Source organism: Streptomyces venezuelae (assembly GCF_008642335.1).
GTDB classification, from domain to species: Bacteria; Actinomycetota; Actinomycetes; order Streptomycetales; family Streptomycetaceae; genus Streptomyces; species Streptomyces venezuelae_F.
In genome coordinates this window covers 722,236-737,951 of the sequence record NZ_CP029191.1, presented here as the reverse complement: position 1 = coordinate 737,951, position 15,716 = coordinate 722,236, and the positions used below count along the sequence as shown (strand labels likewise).

Annotated in this window: 14 protein-coding genes; 5 read left to right on the top strand and 9 right to left on the bottom strand. The window is 72.8% G+C overall.

What is annotated here, in order from left to right; translation table 11 throughout:
• Positions 1–7: 7 nt before the first annotated feature.
• On the bottom strand, positions 8–481 hold the full coding sequence (locus tag DEJ49_RS03240) for an ATP-binding protein (protein ID WP_150182287.1): 474 nt from the start codon (positions 479–481) through the stop codon (positions 8–10).
• A gap of 194 nt (positions 482–675) precedes the next feature.
• Entirely contained in the window at positions 676–1,008 is a 333-nt protein-coding gene (locus tag DEJ49_RS03235; RefSeq protein ID WP_150182286.1) for a hypothetical protein, read from the bottom strand.
• Between the two features lie 333 nt (positions 1,009–1,341).
• Here DEJ49_RS03235 and DEJ49_RS03230 point away from each other — a divergent pair, with 333 nt between their 5' ends.
• Positions 1,342–2,439, top strand: coding sequence for a PLP-dependent cysteine synthase family protein (locus DEJ49_RS03230; protein WP_150188017.1), 1,098 nt, complete (start codon positions 1,342–1,344; stop codon positions 2,437–2,439).
• Positions 2,440–2,464: 25 nt separating this feature from the next.
• Here DEJ49_RS03230 and DEJ49_RS03225 read toward each other — a convergent pair whose 3' ends face one another.
• Positions 2,465–2,968 carry an SRPBCC family protein gene (locus tag DEJ49_RS03225; protein WP_150182285.1) on the bottom strand — a complete coding sequence of 168 codons (504 nt, stop codon included), beginning with the start codon at positions 2,966–2,968 and terminating at the stop codon, positions 2,465–2,467.
• Between the two features lie 63 nt (positions 2,969–3,031).
• On the bottom strand, positions 3,032–3,895 hold the full coding sequence (locus DEJ49_RS03220) for a DeoR/GlpR family DNA-binding transcription regulator (protein ID WP_150182284.1): 864 nt from the start codon (positions 3,893–3,895) through the stop codon (positions 3,032–3,034).
• A 295-nt stretch (positions 3,896–4,190) separates the two neighbouring features.
• Between DEJ49_RS03220 and DEJ49_RS03215 the strand changes: the two genes are divergently transcribed.
• Positions 4,191–6,488, top strand: a complete 2,298-nt coding sequence (locus DEJ49_RS03215; protein WP_223833153.1) for a hypothetical protein — start codon at positions 4,191–4,193, stop codon at positions 6,486–6,488.
• On the opposite strand, the gene DEJ49_RS03210 is transcribed toward DEJ49_RS03215, so the two are convergent.
• The 3 genes from DEJ49_RS03210 to DEJ49_RS03200 all read right to left on the bottom strand — a co-directional run bounded on the left by DEJ49_RS03210 (position 6,448) and on the right by DEJ49_RS03200 (position 10,281).
• Positions 6,448–8,868: a right-handed parallel beta-helix repeat-containing protein gene (locus tag DEJ49_RS03210; protein WP_150182282.1), complete on the bottom strand. Its 2,421-nt coding sequence runs from the start codon at positions 8,866–8,868 to the stop codon at positions 6,448–6,450. The two genes, DEJ49_RS03215 and DEJ49_RS03210, sit on opposite strands and share 41 nt — an antisense overlap.
• A 156-nt stretch (positions 8,869–9,024) precedes the next feature.
• The gene (locus DEJ49_RS03205; RefSeq protein ID WP_190329254.1) at positions 9,025–9,630 is read right to left on the bottom strand and encodes a hypothetical protein; all 606 of its coding nucleotides are present in this window, start codon (positions 9,628–9,630) and stop codon (positions 9,025–9,027) included.
• Positions 9,631–9,855: 225 nt separating this feature from the next.
• A complete protein-coding gene (locus DEJ49_RS03200; RefSeq protein WP_150182280.1) occupies positions 9,856–10,281 on the bottom strand; it encodes a DUF6643 family protein in 426 nt (141 codons plus the stop codon).
• Positions 10,282–10,550: 269 nt separating this feature from the next.
• Here DEJ49_RS03200 and DEJ49_RS03195 point away from each other — a divergent pair, with 269 nt between their 5' ends.
• Positions 10,551–11,873 carry a TerD family protein gene (locus DEJ49_RS03195; protein WP_150188016.1) on the top strand — a complete coding sequence of 441 codons (1,323 nt, stop codon included), beginning with the start codon at positions 10,551–10,553 and terminating at the stop codon, positions 11,871–11,873.
• Between the two features lie 4 nt (positions 11,874–11,877).
• Here DEJ49_RS03195 and DEJ49_RS03190 read toward each other — a convergent pair whose 3' ends face one another.
• Positions 11,878–13,068 carry a glycosyltransferase gene (locus DEJ49_RS03190; protein WP_150182279.1) on the bottom strand — a complete coding sequence of 397 codons (1,191 nt, stop codon included), beginning with the start codon at positions 13,066–13,068 and terminating at the stop codon, positions 11,878–11,880.
• 58 nt (positions 13,069–13,126) lie between these two features.
• On the opposite strand from DEJ49_RS03190, the gene DEJ49_RS03185 reads away from it, so the two are divergent.
• Together DEJ49_RS03185 and DEJ49_RS03180 are read left to right on the top strand one after the other, a co-directional pair.
• Positions 13,127–13,915 (top strand): glutamate racemase, encoded by a 789-nt coding sequence (locus DEJ49_RS03185; RefSeq protein ID WP_190329253.1) that lies wholly within the window; start codon positions 13,127–13,129, stop codon positions 13,913–13,915.
• A 74-nt stretch (positions 13,916–13,989) separates the two neighbouring features.
• On the top strand, positions 13,990–14,538 hold the full coding sequence (locus tag DEJ49_RS03180) for a hypothetical protein (RefSeq protein WP_150182278.1): 549 nt from the start codon (positions 13,990–13,992) through the stop codon (positions 14,536–14,538).
• Between the two features lie 28 nt (positions 14,539–14,566).
• On the opposite strand, the gene DEJ49_RS03175 is transcribed toward DEJ49_RS03180, so the two are convergent.
• Positions 14,567–15,619 carry an O-antigen ligase family protein gene (locus DEJ49_RS03175; protein ID WP_150182277.1) on the bottom strand — a complete coding sequence of 351 codons (1,053 nt, stop codon included), beginning with the start codon at positions 15,617–15,619 and terminating at the stop codon, positions 14,567–14,569.
• Positions 15,620–15,716: the final 97 nt, after the last annotated feature.

Sequence of the window (15,716 nt, the reverse complement as noted above, 5' to 3'; positions counted from 1 at the left end):
CGCCCGGTCAGCCGACAACGGCCGACCGGGCGGGAGTCTTCTCTGCCGCCCCGTACACGGGATACGGAGCGAGGGCCACCGCCGGGGACACCGCGGGGAGCGTGAACCACACGACCTTTCCCGCGTCGCCCTGCGGCCGCACACCCCAGCTCTCGCTCACCGCCGCGACCATCGCGAGCCCCCTGCCACAGGTGGCGAAGGGATCGGATTCACGGAGTTCGGGAAGGCGGGGATCGTGGTCGTGGACGGAGACCGTGAGACGGTCGAGCAGCAGCTCGATCTCCACGGTGCACATCTTGTCCGGCTCGGCGTGCCGGTGGACGTTGGTGAGAAGCTCCGTCACACCGAGGGCGGCCTGGTCTATCAAGGGATCGAGATGCCAGTAGCGCAACTGCGCAGATACGATTCTGCGGACCTGGCCGATCCGCGACGGCAGGGCTTGGAGCTCTACCGTGCAATGCCTGCTTGGCTGGCTGATCACGGCTGCGACTCCCCGAATTGAGGTCCGGAAGAAGACGACGATCGGATCCAGCAGGGGCCGCGTGGTCTGCCGCCTGCTGTATGGCCGGCGGGGCTGGTTCGCAGCGTCATCGCCGGTAAACCCAGAGTGATGTGAGACCAGAGTGACCCAGGGGGTGCGGGCATGCAACTCGCGCGTCGTGCCGAAGGGTCCGGTCAGCTCCGTCGGACCCGGTGTTCCGTGGCGTCGCGCACCGCCTCGATGAACCTGCGCACCGTCGGCGGACCCGCTTCGCCGGGGCGTGGTTCGTGGTCGGCGAGCGTGAGCCGGTAGCGGGTGCCGTTCACTTCGGCGAGAGCGCGGTCGTCCGGGGCGAACCAGGGCTTGCCGGTGCGCACCGCCTGCAGCGGCGCGCTGTCGATCTCCGTGCCGTAACTGGTCAGCAACTCCAGCCTGCCGTCGGCGATGCGGACCTGACCGGCACGGGTGAGGGAGCGCAAGCGCCGCCCGATCCGCACGCCCGTGGCCGTGAACTCCGGCTCCGCCATGGCACTCCGCCCCCTAGTGCGTTTCGGGTGAATCGCTCCGACTCGGGACTGCTGCCCCGTGCCGTGAAGTCTGCACGTCCAAAGCGTCGAGCACCAGTACGTACGGGGACGTCCGTACGTGGCTTCCGGGACACCCGTTGACGGCGCGCCGTCAAGCTCTGCCCAAGGCTGTCACGGCTGCTCCTTTGAGGTGCTCAAAGGTGTGTTTATGCAGGTGAGAAGGGTGATGGAGGTGTTTAAGATCGAGGTGTACGGCCGCGTCGAATCGCGTCCGGCACGACGCGAAGGAGCCCCGCCGTGAGCACCCCCCAGCAGTTTCGAGCCGACGAACCCATGCCGACGCTCGACGTCGACCACAGCGACGCGACGTACCGCGCATGGCTCAAAGAAGCCGTCCGCAAGGTCCAGGCGGACGCCAACCGTTCGGCCGACACCCACCTGCTGCGCTTCCCGCTGCCCGAACACTGGGGCATCGACCTGTACCTCAAGGACGAGTCGACCCACCCCACCGGCAGCCTCAAGCACCGCCTCGCCCGCTCGCTCTTCCTCTACGGCCTGTGCAACGGCTGGATCCGGCCCGACCGCCCGGTCATCGAGGCGTCCAGCGGATCCACGGCCGTCTCCGAGGCGTACTTCGCGAAGCTGATCGGGGTGCCCTTCATCGCGGTGATGCCCCGCACGACCAGCGCCGAGAAGATTCGTCTCATCGAATTCCACGGCGGCCGGTGCCACTTCGTGGACGACCCGCGCACGATGTACGCGGAGTCCGCCGCCCTCGCCGTCCAGACGGGCGGCCACTACATGGACCAGTTCACCTACGCGGAACGGGCCACCGACTGGCGGGGCAACAACAACATCGCCGAATCGATCTACCAGCAGCTGCGTCTTGAGCGCTACCCCGAGCCCGCGTGGATCGTCGCCACGGCGGGCACCGGAGGCACCTCGGCGACCATCGCGCGCTACGTCCACTACATGCAGCACGACACCAGCATCTGCGTCGCCGACCCGGAGAACTCCTGTTTCTTCGACGGCTGGACGAAGAACGACCCGGACGCGACGAGCGACTGCGGCTCCCGCATCGAGGGCATCGGCAGGCCCCGCATGGAGCCGAGCTTCGTGCCCGGCGCGATCGACCGCATGATGAAGGTGCCGGACGCGGCGTCCGTCGCCGCGGTTCGCGCCCTGGAGAAGGCCATCGGCCGCAAGGCGGGCGGCTCGACCGGCACGGGCCTGTGGAGCGCGCTGAAGATCGTCGCGGAGATGGTGGCAGCGGGGCGCACGGGCAGTGTCGTCACCCTGATCTGCGACCCCGGCGACCGCTATCTGGACAGGTACTACTCCGACGCGTGGCTGGCCGAACAGGGACTGGACATCACGCCCTACGCACAGGCCATCGAGACGCTCCTCGGGACGGGGGCGTGGCCCGAGTAGCGGACACGGTGACTCTCCGGGCGGGTCACGCCGCCCGCGCGGCGAGCCGCTCGTCCAGGGCTGTCACGGCGTCCCGGAACGCCCGGCCGAGCCCCGCCCGGCCGAGCTTCAGGGCGCCGCGCAGGGGCGCCGCGCCGTCCATGGCGAAGGTCCACTGCACGCGGGTGCCGGGACCGGCGCCCGTTCCGGTGCCGCCGTCCACCGGGGAGAGCTGCCACTCCTCGACGAGGGCGCGCAGACCGGGCGCATTCGTCCGGTCGACGCGGTACACGTAACGCTCGGGGCCGTCCGCCGCCAGTATCGACTCCTGGAAGCGCGTGCCGCCCTTGAGCCGGACCTCGCGGCCCGTGCCGCCCCCGGTCAGCCGGCACAGGGTGACCGCGGTGAACCACTGCGGCCAGCCCGTCACGTCGTGGGCCAGCGCCGCGTACACCGCTTCCGGAGGCGCGCTCACCTCGCGCGTGAAGACCAGACGCACCGGAGCGGATGCGACGAAGTCGAGCCCCACGGGGCTCAGTCGGTGTGCCATCGGACTCTGCCCCCAGCGGAACGTGACGGTTGACCGGGCGCCGCCACCCTAGCTGGCGGCCCGTCAGATGTCTGCGTCGGCCTCGGAGTTCTCGTCCGGGATCTCGAGGGACGGCGCGCGCTCACCCGTCACCACGACCCGGTTCACGTGCTCGGAGATGTCCACGTGCGCCTCGGGCGGCAGCCCGGCGTCCGTCACCAGCGTGTCGACCTGCGAGAGCGAGGCGAACGAACTCAGCCCCACCGTCCCCCACTTGGTGTGGTCGGCGACGACCACCACGCGCCGCGCCGACTGCACCAGTCGCCGGTTGGTCTCCGCCTCGGCGAGGTTCGGCGTCGACAGGCCCGCCTCCAGCGATATGCCGTGCACACCGAGGAAGAGCACGTCGAAGTGGAGCGCCCCGATCGCCTGGTCCGCGACCGGACCGACCAGCGAGTCCGACGGGGTCCGCACACCACCGGTCAGCACGACCGTCGCCGCGCCCTGCCGCTGGCCCGAGGTGCGCTGCGCGGAGTGGAAGACGTCCGCCACCCGCACCGAGTTCGTGACCACCGTCAGATCCGGCACGTCAAGCAGGTGGTGCGCCAGCGCATACGTCGTCGTACCCCCGGAGAGGGCGATCGCCGTGCCGGGCGCCACCAGGGACGCCGCGGTCCGCGCGATGTCCTCCTTGGCGGTCAGTTCGAGACCCGACTTGGCCTCGAACCCCGGCTCGTGCGTGCTCGCCTCCACCACCGGGACCGCGCCGCCGTGCACCTTCTCCAGGACGCCCTGGCGGGCCAGCGCGTCGAGGTCACGGCGGACCGTCATGTCGGACACGCCGAGCTTGCGGGTGAGTTCGTTGACCCGGACCCCGCCGCGGCGGCGCACCTCGTCCAGGATCAGAGCCCGGCGCTGCTCGGCCAGGAGGTTCTGATTGTCGCTCACGCCCGGTCCGGCCCTTCTGCCTCGGCATCCCCGGCGCGCCCGCCCGGCGCGCTGCCTCATCCTCGCACGGGCCACCGACACCCGTGCCACCGACCGGGTAAGGCAGGGCGGCGGCGGGGAAGAACACGGGAGGGGGAGATTACGTGACGAGGGGTGCGCGGAGGACCGCGCCCCTGGATCCTTGTCCTCTCACCACGCGCATCTCGGGGGAAGCGGAACAGTGGAGCGAGCACCGCAGGACGAGACGGCCCTGGAACTCCTGGTCCACGGAGTCGGGGGAACCACACCGGAAGAGATGCTGGGCGACCCGCGCACCGTGCGGATCTCCGGCGACGACACGGCGGCCGTGTTCCGCCGCACCGAGGACGCCGACGCGGAACGCCGCCCCGACGACTACCGCGGCAAACCGGTGCCGGAGGCGTACGTCTGGTGCAACCTGACCTCCGGCAACGGCTCCCGCGCCCTGTGGCTCCTGCTGCTGCCCTTCATGGTGGTCAACCTCGCCCACTGGATGCGGCCCACCTCCCGCCACCGCAAACGCCTCGTGCGGACCTACGGCCTGCTGGTGCGGCTCGTCGGCCTCACCCTCACCGTGCTGCTGGTCGCCGCCGCCTGCGAGCTCGCCCTCGACCTCACCGCCTGGCAGTGCGCGGGCACCCCCGAGTGCTCCGGCGGCCGTGACTGGCTCGGCTTCCTCGCCACCGACGGCTCCGGCAACGGCGGCTGGTGGTCCCAGCCCGGCCGCCGCCTCGCCCTCGCCGCCCTCCTGCCCGCCGCCCTCACCGGCCTCCTCTGGTACCTGTCCCACCGCACGTGGAGCGCGTACGAATCCCAGCAGCCTCTGCCCCAGCAGCCCGACCCGGAGGAGGAGACGAGCCGCACCGCGCTCGGCAGGCCCGGGTTCTGGTACGGCCGGCGCCTCGTGGCCCGGCTGCGCGCCGCCCACACGGCGGCCGGACTGCTCACCGTCGCCGCCGCGGTCGGCTCCTCCGCCGCACGCCACGACCGGCGCCCCGGCGGCCCCGGCCTGCTCGACGCCCTCGGCTGGGCGCTGGACGCGACGCTCGTCCTGGGCGGCGCGGTAGTGGTGTGGGTGGTGTGCCGCAGGGGGCGCACGGAGAACCGGCTCGACCGGCAGCTGGACAGGACCCTCGTCCGCTGGCTGCCCCTCGGCGCCCTCGTCCTGCTCGCTCTCGTCCTCCTGTACGCGGGCTGGTCGCGCCCCGGCTGGCGCTCGGAGGGCAGGCTGCCGGGCGACGCGACGTTCGGCGGCATCGCGCTCGTCCAGGGCGTCCTCATCCTCGGCCTCGCGGTCGTCGCCCACCTCCTGTACCGCACGTCGCCCGACTCCCGGACCGCGATCCGCGGCTTCGGCGGGCCCGCCGTCGCCATGCTGTCCTGCGCGCTCGGCGGCGTCATGACCGGCGGCGGGGCGCAGCGCGTCTCCGACTGGCTCGACGGCAGCAAGGGTTCCATCGACGGGCCCGCGCTGGTCCTCACCTGGCAGGCCTCCGTGATCCCGCCGCTCCTCGTGGTCGTCGCGGTGCTGTGCGGCTGGTTCGGGTTCCGCACCGTCCAGCGCAAGCGCCGCGAGATGGCACGGATGGCGGCCGACTACCCCGACGAACGCAAGGACTCCACCCGCACCCGCCGCATCGCGGGCACACGCGCGCGTGCCGCCCTCACCGACCGCGCGCCCCTGCTCGTCGGCATCATCTCCGCCGTCACGCTGCTCCTGGGAGCGGCCGCGCTCACCGGCGCCTGGGTGACGGACGAAGTGCCGGCGAAGGCCGCGGACGGCCTGCCCGACATAGTGGAAGGGGCCGCCCAGACCTCCCAGGCCCTCGGGTCCTGGCTGATCGGCTTCGGCTTCATACTCTTCGTCACCTGGGGCCGCCGCGCCTACAAGGACCCCTCGGCCCGCCGCACCATCGGCATCCTGTGGGATGTCGGCACCTTCTGGCCGCGCGCCGCCCACCCCTTCGCGCCGCCCTGCTATGCCGAGCGCGCGGTCCCCGACCTGACCTGGCGGATGGCCAGTTGGACGCGCGCCACCAGCGCCACGGGTGGCCGCCTCGTCCTCTCCGGCCACTCCCAGGGCAGCGTCCTCGCTGCGGCGGCCGCCTGGCAGCTGCGCCCCTCCGTCCGCAGGCGCGTCGCCCTGCTCACCTACGGCTCGCCTCTGGAGCGCCTCTACGGACGGTGGTTCCCCGCCCACTTCGGCCCCGCGGCCCTGACCTCCCTGCACCGCGAGGTCGACTGCTGGCGCAATCTGTACCGCACCACCGACCCGATCGGCGGCCCCATACAGCTGCACGGCGACTGCGGCCCGCAGGTCGACCGCGCCGCCCTCAAGGACCCCCTCGCCTACGGCCGCACCGAGGAACACCCGCTGCCCGCACCGATCCTCGGCCACGGCGACTACCAGGCGGACCCCGCGTTCGCCGAGGAACGCGCACGGCTCCTGGCCCGCCTCAAGGCGAACGTGCCGCCCCCGAGGCCCGAGCCGACGCCCTCCGCGGCGGCACAGGGCGCCCCGGAGGCGGAGGGCTTCACACGAGGTCCGGCAGATCCTCCGGGTACAGCAGGGTGAGGTCGTCCGTGCTCGGCTCGCCGACCTGCGCGACCCGGCCCGCGTGCCGCTCCACCATCGCTTCGAACGTCTGACGCGCCGTACGGCCGTTGCCGAACGCGGGGCCCTTGGGGAGCGCCGTGAAGTACTTCAGGAGCGCCTCGGACGTGCCCGTGCCGAGCCGGTACTCGTGCTCCTCGGACTGCTGTTCCACGATCCGCAGCAGTTCCTCGGGGGCGTAGTCGCTGAAGGTGATGGTCCGTGAGAAGCGGGACGCCACGCCGGGGTTGACGGAGAGGAACCGCTCCATCTCCGCCGTGTATCCGGCGACGATCACCACGACGGCCTCGCGGTGGTCCTCCATCAGCTTCACGAGCGTGTCGATGGCCTCGCGGCCGAAGTCGCGCCCGGAGTCCTCGGGGGAGAGGGCGTACGCCTCGTCGATGAACAGCACGCCGCCGCGCGCCCGGTCGAAGGCCTCCTGGGTGCGGATCGCCGTGGAGCCGATGTGCTCGCCGACCAGGTCGACGCGGGACACCTCGACGAGGTGGCCGCTCTCCAGGACGCCGAGCGAGGCGAGGATCTCGCCGTAGAGGCGGGCGACGGTCGTCTTGCCGGTGCCGGGGGAGCCGGTGAAGACCAGGTGGCGGCGGACGGAGGCGGCCTTGAGTCCGGCCTGCTGCCTGCGCCGGCCCACCTCGATCATGTCGGTGAGGGCGCGCACCTCGCGCTTGACGCTGTCCAGGCCGACCAGGGCGTCGAGTTCGCCGAGGACTTCCTTGGAGGCGCGGGAGGTCTTCTCGGCGGCGGGCGCCGCGGGCTCCGGGGGCCGAGGGCTCTGCTGGGCGGGCAGGGTGCCGAGGAGCCCGACGGTCTGGGTGGCCGTCTGCACGGCGGGGGCCGACTGCGCGGGTGCCCCGGGAGTCCGCGGGCCGCCGCTCTCGTCGCTCGCGCAGTCCTCGACGAGCGGGCCCTCCTCCGAGAACTCGAAGCCGCCTCTGGCGCACCGCTCCGTGCGGCACTTCTTCAGCGTCGTACGGCAGCCGTCTATGACATGGAAGCCGTAGCCGCCGCTGTTGCTGACCCGGCAGCCGTGGAAGCTGCCGCGGCCGCCCGCCGACACGTAGAAACCGGCCTCGGCGGGCGAGGTGACCGTGCAGCGCTCGATCGTCGGATCCGCGCCCTTGGTGACGATCACACCCGTCTGGACAGCGTCCACCGTGCAGTTGGCGAGGGTGCCGCCGCTGCCGTGATCGCGGAACCAGGCGCCCGTCGCCGCCTCGCGGATACGGCAGTCGTCGAGCTGCGCGGTCGCCCCGTCGCTCACCGACACGGCGGTGTTGCGGACCTGTGAGAGGTCGCTGTCGACGACGTCGGTGCGCGAACCGCGGTCCAGGACGAACAGCGCGTCCGGCACGTCGTGCACCCGGCACGACTCCAGGACGGCCGTCGCGCCGTCGCTGACCCACACGGCCGGGTAGTCGCCCGTACTGTCGTGGATCTCGCACTGATTGGCGTCCACGCGCGTGCCCGGGTCCCAGACGGAAAGGCCGTTGCGCCCGAACCGGCTCACCGTCGACCGGGTGAGCGTGAGCACGGAACGCGAGCGCAGGTCGATCGCGTTCTCCGGGATGTCGTGGATACGGCAGTCGGCCATCGTCAGCACGGCGTCCGTGTCGAGCGTGACGCCGTCCGAGGTGGTGCGGTGCACGTCGCAGTCGGTCAGATGCGCCGCGGCCCGCCCGGTGACCTGCACGCCCGAACCCTTGACCTCGTACACCTCGCAGCCGATCGCCTCCAGGCCCGTGTGCTCCCCGGTCACCGAGAAACCCGCGCCCGACGCGTGATGCACCCGGCACCGCTCCAGACGGGGATGGGCGCCGCCGCGCACGGCGACACCGGACTGGCCCGCCGCGACGATCTCGCACTCCTCGAAGACACCGCCGCCCCCGTCGAGCACCGCGATGCCCATGCCGCCGGGGTTGTCGACGGTGCAGCGGCGCACCGTCGGCCGCGCCCCGCCGCGCACTTCGAGGCCGGCCGCCGAGCGCGTCACCACGCGGATGCCGATGAGTTCAGGGGCGCCGTCCTCGACGAGGAGCGCGGGCGCGGACGAGTCCTGGCCCTCGATGTGCAGGTCCTGGACGACCGCGGAGGAGCGGATCGTCAGGGGCACGCCGTCGGAGGGCGCGATGCGCACCGAGCCGGGGGAGCTCTCCGGGCCGCGCAGCGTCACCGCCCGCTGGACGACGAGGTTCTCGCGGTAGGTGCCCGCGGCAACGGTCAGTATGTCCCCGTCGCTCGCGGCCTCCAAGGCAGCGGCGAGCGATGCGTACTCGCCGGTGCGGCGCCGCCACCGCGACGTGCCGGTGTGCGTCACCTGGACCGTGCCCTGTGCCATGGAGTTGCTCTGCCCCCACCTTGTCGTACGCGGGACCTCGCGGCGCTGGGTGTGTCACTGCCTGTCGTGGCACCGCGCGAGGGGCCGAGGAGTTCGGCCGGTCCACCGTAGCGCGCGGGAGCAGGCCGAGTTGACCTGATGGCGGTGGTGGGTGGTTCAGGAGCCGGTGCCGGTCCGGCCCCAGTCGGGTCCCGCCTTCTCCCAGGCCCGGTCGAGGCGTGCGTGCCGCGCGCGGACCATGCGCCAGAGGATCAGCCTGCGGGCGCCCTCGATGAGGCCGGCGCTCGCCGTGGCGACGCCGAATCCGGCCAGGACCGCGTGCGTCGTCGCCGTCGCGCCGTCCAGCGGGCGGCCGACGACCCTGCCGTGCTCGTCGGTCCATATGCGGAAGTGGTCGCCGGGGTCGGGGGACTTCAGGTCGGAGAGCACCACTCCGTAGTGATCCGTGCGGTCCGGGGCCTTCCAGCGGGCCAGGACGCGGCTGTGCGCGTCGCGTGCCGACGAGGTCTCGGGGTCGGGGTCGATCGGGGAGTGCCCGACCTCGCGCAGGACGGTGCCGGTGACCGCGTGGCGGTCCTCGTGCTGCCGGCGCACCGAGGCGAGCAGGGCGTCCCGCGACAGGCTCGTGGTGAAGACTCCGACGACCGGGACGGCGACGAGGATCAGCACCAGGGCGGCCAGGGCCAGCCAGGCCTCGGCCAGATCGGTGCCGCGGCGCAGTGGGTTGTGCCGCCACCGCCAGAGGCCGACGATTGCTCGCACTGCCCGCACCCCCTTCCGCGTCCCTCCGCCGTGCTGCGTGCCCAGGATCTCAACGGCCATGGCCCGGCGTCGAGTTCCCCTTCGGGCATCGATCATTCGGGGAGACCGCACGCGGACACACGAAAGCCGCCGCCGGGTGGTTACCCGGCGGCGACCGGCGTCATGCGGGCCCGGCGGCGGCCTCACGCGGAGCGTGCCCCCTGGCCGCCCGGAGCCCGGCGGCGATCAGTACCCGCGGTAGGGGCGGTTGTACGGATCCTCGTACGACGACGGGGCCGGGCGTGGCTGCGCGGGGCGCATCGCCTCGTACCCCGTGCCGGGGGCCGGCCGCTGGGGCTGGGCGCCCGGGTAGCCGCGCGGGCCCCCGGTCTGCTGCGGGATGTACGGCGCCGGGGCCTGCTGCAGCGGTGCGGGCTGCTGGGCCTGGGGGTAGCCGTACCCCTGCTGGGGATGGGACGGGGCGGCCGGCAACGCGGGCAGTGCGGCCGGCAGCGCGGGCAGGTGACTGCCCGTGTCGTACGCGGAGGGAACCCGGATCGGGGCGATCTGAGGAGTGCCCCGCTCTGCGACGAGGGAGTCATAGATCGGAGTGTCCGGGAAGGACGGCGCGGAGTAGTAACCGCCGCCATAGGTGGAGCGGGGGGAGGTCATGCTCCATAAGTTAAGCCCTAGATGTGCTGGTTGGGGAGACCGATAAGAGGGTTGTTTTACGTGTCGGCTGTGGCTGCGGATCCCCAATGCGAGCGAACTTGGGAAAATCGGTCGCCGAACGATGTTCGGATCGTGTAAAGGCCGAGCTCCTGAGGGGTTACCTGGGGTTGGCCCCGGGGCCCGCGGGGCACGGTCGTGGGCCTCCGGGAGCTCCGGGTAATAGGTTGGTCATGAACGGAAACGGCGGCCCTGCCGGACGGCGACTTGCGATGGGGGCGGACATGACAATGTCTAAAGGATCGAATGTTCCCGTACCGGCACCCGCGGTACGGATCGAATTGGGGTGGGGTTCCGGGGCGGGAGTGCCCGACGCCGATGCCTCCGCGCTGTTGTTGTCGTCTTCCGGAAAGGTGCGCTCGGACGCGGACTTCGTCTTTTACAACCAGCCCGCGCACTCCTCCGGAGCGGTGCGCCACGAAGGAAAGACGACCTCCGGCGCCGGGGTCACCGATGTCCTGAGCGTCGACCTCGCGCGCGTGGAGCCCGGGATCGAGACCGTCGTGCTCGCCGCGTCGGCCGACGGTGGCACTTTCGGCCAGGTGCCCGGTCTGTACATCCGCGTCCTCGACGCGTCGAACGGCGCCGAACTCGCGCGCTACGACAGCGCGGACGCCACCGTGGAGACCGCCTTCGTCCTCGGCGAGCTCTACCGGCGCCAGGGCGCCTGGAAGTTCCGCGCGGTCGGCCAGGGCTACGGCAGCGGCCTCGAAGGGCTCGCCACGGACTACGGCATCTCGGTGGACGAGCCGCAGCAGGCCGCCGCCCCGGCACCCATGGCCCCGCCCGCCCCGGCACCCGCGCCCCCGCCCGCGCCGGTGGCGCCGCCCGCCCCCGTCGCCCAGCAGCCCGCCGCCCCCGCGCCCCCTCAGGCCCCGCCGGCCGCCGCCGCGCCCGTGCGCCTGACCAAGGTCACGCTGACCAAGGACGCGCCATCCGTCTCCCTGACCAAGCAGGGCGGCACCTCGGGCGGCATGCGCGTGAACCTCAACTGGGAGGTGCGCAAGCAGTTCAAGGGCTGGGGCGCCAAGCTCGGCAGGGCCGTCGCCATGCACGCCGACCTCGACCTCGACCTGTGCGCCCTCTACGAACTCGCCGACGGCCGCAAGGGTGTCGTCCAGGCCCTCGGCAACGCCTTCGGAGCGCTCAACCAGCCGCCGTACATCCTGCTCGACGGCGACGACCGCACCGGCGCCGTCGCCACCGGCGAGAACCTCACCATCAACCTGGACCACATCAAGGACTTCCGGCGCATCGTCATCTTCGTGACCATCTACGAAGGCGCGCGGAGCTTCGCCGACCTCAACGCCACGGTCACCCTCCAGCCGCAGCACGGCGCCCCCGTCGAGTTCTCCCTCGACGAGTGCACGGTCCCCTCGACGGTGTGCGCGCTGGCCCTGCTCACCAACAACGGCGGCGACCTCGTCGTCCAGCGCGAGGCCCGCTACCTGGTGCCCGACCGCGGCGTGAGCCCGCAGCGCACCATGGACCACGCCTACGGCTGGGGCATGAACTGGACGCCCGGCAGGAAGTAGCCGCTCAGGGCTGTTCGGGCGAGGGCTCCGGGGCGGTGGGGTCGGGGCGTGTGTACGTACGCCCCTTCCACGCGGCACCACGTCCCCTGTAGTGCTGCACCGCCGAATCCACCGTCATCAAGAGGTAGAGGAACGCGGTGCCGGGCAGCACAAGCGCGAGGGCGAGCGGCTGGCGGTAGTAGCGGAGCATCGGCAGATACGTCGCCGTCATCACCAGCCACGCGAGCCCACCGGCCACCGCCGCCGCGGGGCTGCCCGTGACGAGCCCGGCGACCAGCGCCACCGGCGGGACGAGATATACCACCGCGAGCCCCGCGACCGTGCCGACGAGCAGCAGGACGTTGTGCCGCAGCTGCGCGTACGCGCTGCGCGAGACCATGCGCCACAGGTCGGCCAGGCGCGGATACGGACGCACGCTGTCCACGCCGTCGGCGAGCCCGAGCCAGATGTGGCCGCCCGCGCCCTTCACCGCGCGCGCCAGCGCCACGTCGTCGATCACCGCCTGCCGGATGGCGTCGGGGATGCGGGCGCGCTCGGCGGCGTCCGTCCGCAGCAGGACGCAGCCGCCCGCCGCGGCCGCCGTCCGCGATCCCTTCCGTCCGATCCACCGGAACGGATAGAGCTGCGCGAAGAAGTACACGAAGGCCGGGACCACCAGGCGCTCCCACAGGCTCTCCACCCGCAGCCTGGCCATCTGCGACACGAGGTCGTAGCCCCCACTGCCCGCGGCGGCCACCAACCGGCGCAGGCTGTCCGGCTCGTGGGCGATGTCCGCGTCGGTGAGCAGAAGGTATTCGGGGTCCCGCGCGCGGGCGAGGCCGATGCCGTGCCGTACCGCCCAGAGCTTGCCCGTCCAGCCCGCGGGCGGCTCGCCGGGCGAGCCGACGGTCAGCGGCAGGCCGCCGTGCCGCTCGGCCAGCGCGCGTGCCAGCTCGCCCGTGCCGTCCGTACTCCCGTCGTCGACGAGGAAGACCTCGGCCCGCCCCGGATAGTCCTGCGCGAGCAGCGAGGGCAGGCTCCGTGCCAGCACCGCCGCCTCGTCCCGCGCGGGGACGACGACACCGACCGAGGGCCACACGTCCGGCTCCCCGCGCGGTGGCAGCCGCACGTCGGTACGCCAGAAGAAGCCCTGCCCCAACAGAAGCCACAGCCACGCGGCAAGCGATCCGGTGGCGGTCCACGCAACGGCGCTCATCCGCCGAAGTCTGCCCCACAGGACGGTGCCTGTGGGGCCCATCGACTATGGTGACCGGGTGAAGATCGCGCTCATGGACTCCGGCATCGGACTGCTCGCCGCGGCGGCCGCTGTGCGTCGCCTTCGGCCCGACGCCGATCTCGTTCTCTCCTCCGACCCGGACGGCATGCCGTGGGGGCCGCGCACGCCGGAGGACCTCACCGCGCGTGCCGTCGGCGTCGCCGAGGCCGCCGCCGCGCACCGGCCCGACGCGCTGATCGTGGCCTGCAACACGGCCACCGTGCACGCGCTGCCCACCCTGCGGGCCCGCTTCGAGTCGGAGTTCCCCGTCATCGGGACCGTGCCGGCGATCAAGCCCGCGGCCGCGGCGGCGGGCGGCGGACCCGTGGCCATCTGGGCCACCCCCGCCACCACCGGCAGCCCCTACCAGCGCGGCCTCATCGAGGACTTCGCGAACGGCGTCGCCGTCGCCGAGGTGCCGTGTCCCGGGCTCGCCGACGCCGTGCAGTACGCGGACGAGGCGGCCATCGACGAGACGATCGCCGCCGCGGCGGCCCTCACGCCCCCGGATGTAAGGGCCGTTGTCCTGGGGTGCACCCATTACGAGCTGGTCGCCGAGCGTATTCGTGCCGCCGTCCAGCAGCCCGGACAGCCGCAGCTGGTCCTGCACGGTTCGGCCGGCGCGGTGGCCGCGCAGGCGCTGCGCAGGGCGGGCGCCAACATCGGCGCCACGGACGCGGTGCCCGGCCTCACGGTCCTGCTCAGCGGGCGTGAGGAGCAGCTGCCCGCCGCGGCGCTCGCGTACGCCGAGGGCCGCATGCTCGCGGAGACCAGCCCGGCCCTCTGACGCCGTGCTCCGACCCGGCGGTCGCTCTCTGTGACGCGGTGGCTTCACGCCGGAATCTGAGTAGTCTCGGATGCATGAAGGACCAAGCCCCCGAAGAGCGGGCCGCATCCGACAGCCCGCACGAAGTCTGGACCGGACGCGCGACCAACCGCGCCCAGTGGCTCCTGGCGTGCGCCGGTGCCGCCTGCCTGGCGCTCGGCATCGAGCTCGCGGTCGACTCCATGTGGACCTCGGGCATCCTGCCGCTGGTCATGTCCGTCGTCGGGTGCATCGCGGTCGGGCTCCTGATGCTCTTCGGGACGCTCGCCTTCGTCCACGTGGCCGTGAAGGTCGAGAAGGACTACCTGGAGGTGCGCTGCGGCCACCTGGGCCTGCCGCGCCGCCTCATCCCGCTCTCCCAAGTCGTCGGCGCGGACTTCGCCCCCGCCGTGACGCCCCGGCAGTGGGGCGGCTGGGGCTACCGCTGGCGCCCGGAAAAGGGCACCGCCGTGGTGGTCCGGCGCGGCGAGGGCCTGGTGCTCAGCCTGGGCGACGGCCACAAGTTCACGGTGACGGTCGACGACGCGGAGTCGGCGGTACGAGCGATCAGGGCCCGCCTCCGCCTCAAGGGCACGTCGGGTTGACCTGACGGCCGGGCGCCCGGTGTCGCGTTCAGGCGGGGTGTGTGGGCTCCCCCTCGTGCCCGGCGTGCAGGGGCCGCGCTGTTGCCATGCCCGCCAGCAGGCCCGCCCCCGTCGTCACCGTCGTCACGCTCAGCGCGTTGCCCACCGCCGCTACGGCCGTCAGCGCCGTGAGGGCCGCGCCCGCCGACAGGACCACCTGCGTCGAGCCGGGGGAGCGCCACAGGGCGTAAAGGAGCCAGCAGAACACCGCTGCCAGCAGCGCCGCCCCGACGATCCCCTGCTCCGACGCCTGCTGCAGCGGTGCCGAGTGCGGTTTGCCGTCCGTGACGAGGGCGTCGGCCGCGACGGGACTGACGTCGCCGAAGCGGCCCGGACCCACCCCCATCGCGGGCTCGCGTTCCGCGAGGCTCAGGGCGTCCTGCCACAGCACCACACGGTGGTGGCCGATGCTGCCCTCCAGCGGGGCCGTCAGACCCTCCGGCAGGGAGTCGTCGGCCAGGGCCAGGGAGACGCCGGTGACCAGGACCGACGCGGCGGCGAGCCCGACGATGCCCAGAGCCCGGTTGCGCAGCCGTGCCGCCGCCAGCGAGCAGAGCAGGACCACGACTGAGCCGACGCAGCCGACGGGTGAGCCGAGGGCCGCCGCGGCACCCGCGATGCCCGCGGCGAGCAGCCGCAGCGCCAGGCGGAGGGAAGGGGTACGGGCCGCCCAGGCCGCGCAGCACGCCGCACCCGCCGAAAGGATCAGCAGGGCGGCGGTAGCGCCCGCGTGGCCCAGAGGAGAGGAGGGGGCGAGCGTGAGGCGCGGCGCCGCCACGGCGAGGCCGAGCCCGGTGAGCGCGCCCGCGCACGGCGCGGCGACCGGGAGCAGCGCCCCGCAGATCCGTCCGCCCGCGTACCCCGCCGCCACGGCGAGCACCGCGAGGAGCACCCCTTCGGGACTGCCCCCGTGCGCACCCGCGGTGATCAGCGCCCAGGCAGCACACGCGCCGAGCAGTGCCCCGCCGGTCGCGTCGGACGCGCTCCGTCGCTCGTGCGCCGCTTCCGGACAGGCCGAAGCGGCCGTACCCGTTGACCCCACCCCGTCGCCCCCCGGTATGTGACGGGCCCCCACCGGCGCGGACCTTCTCCACGGTGACGTGGACCGGACGGGCCTCGGGGACTCGGCCACACGCTAA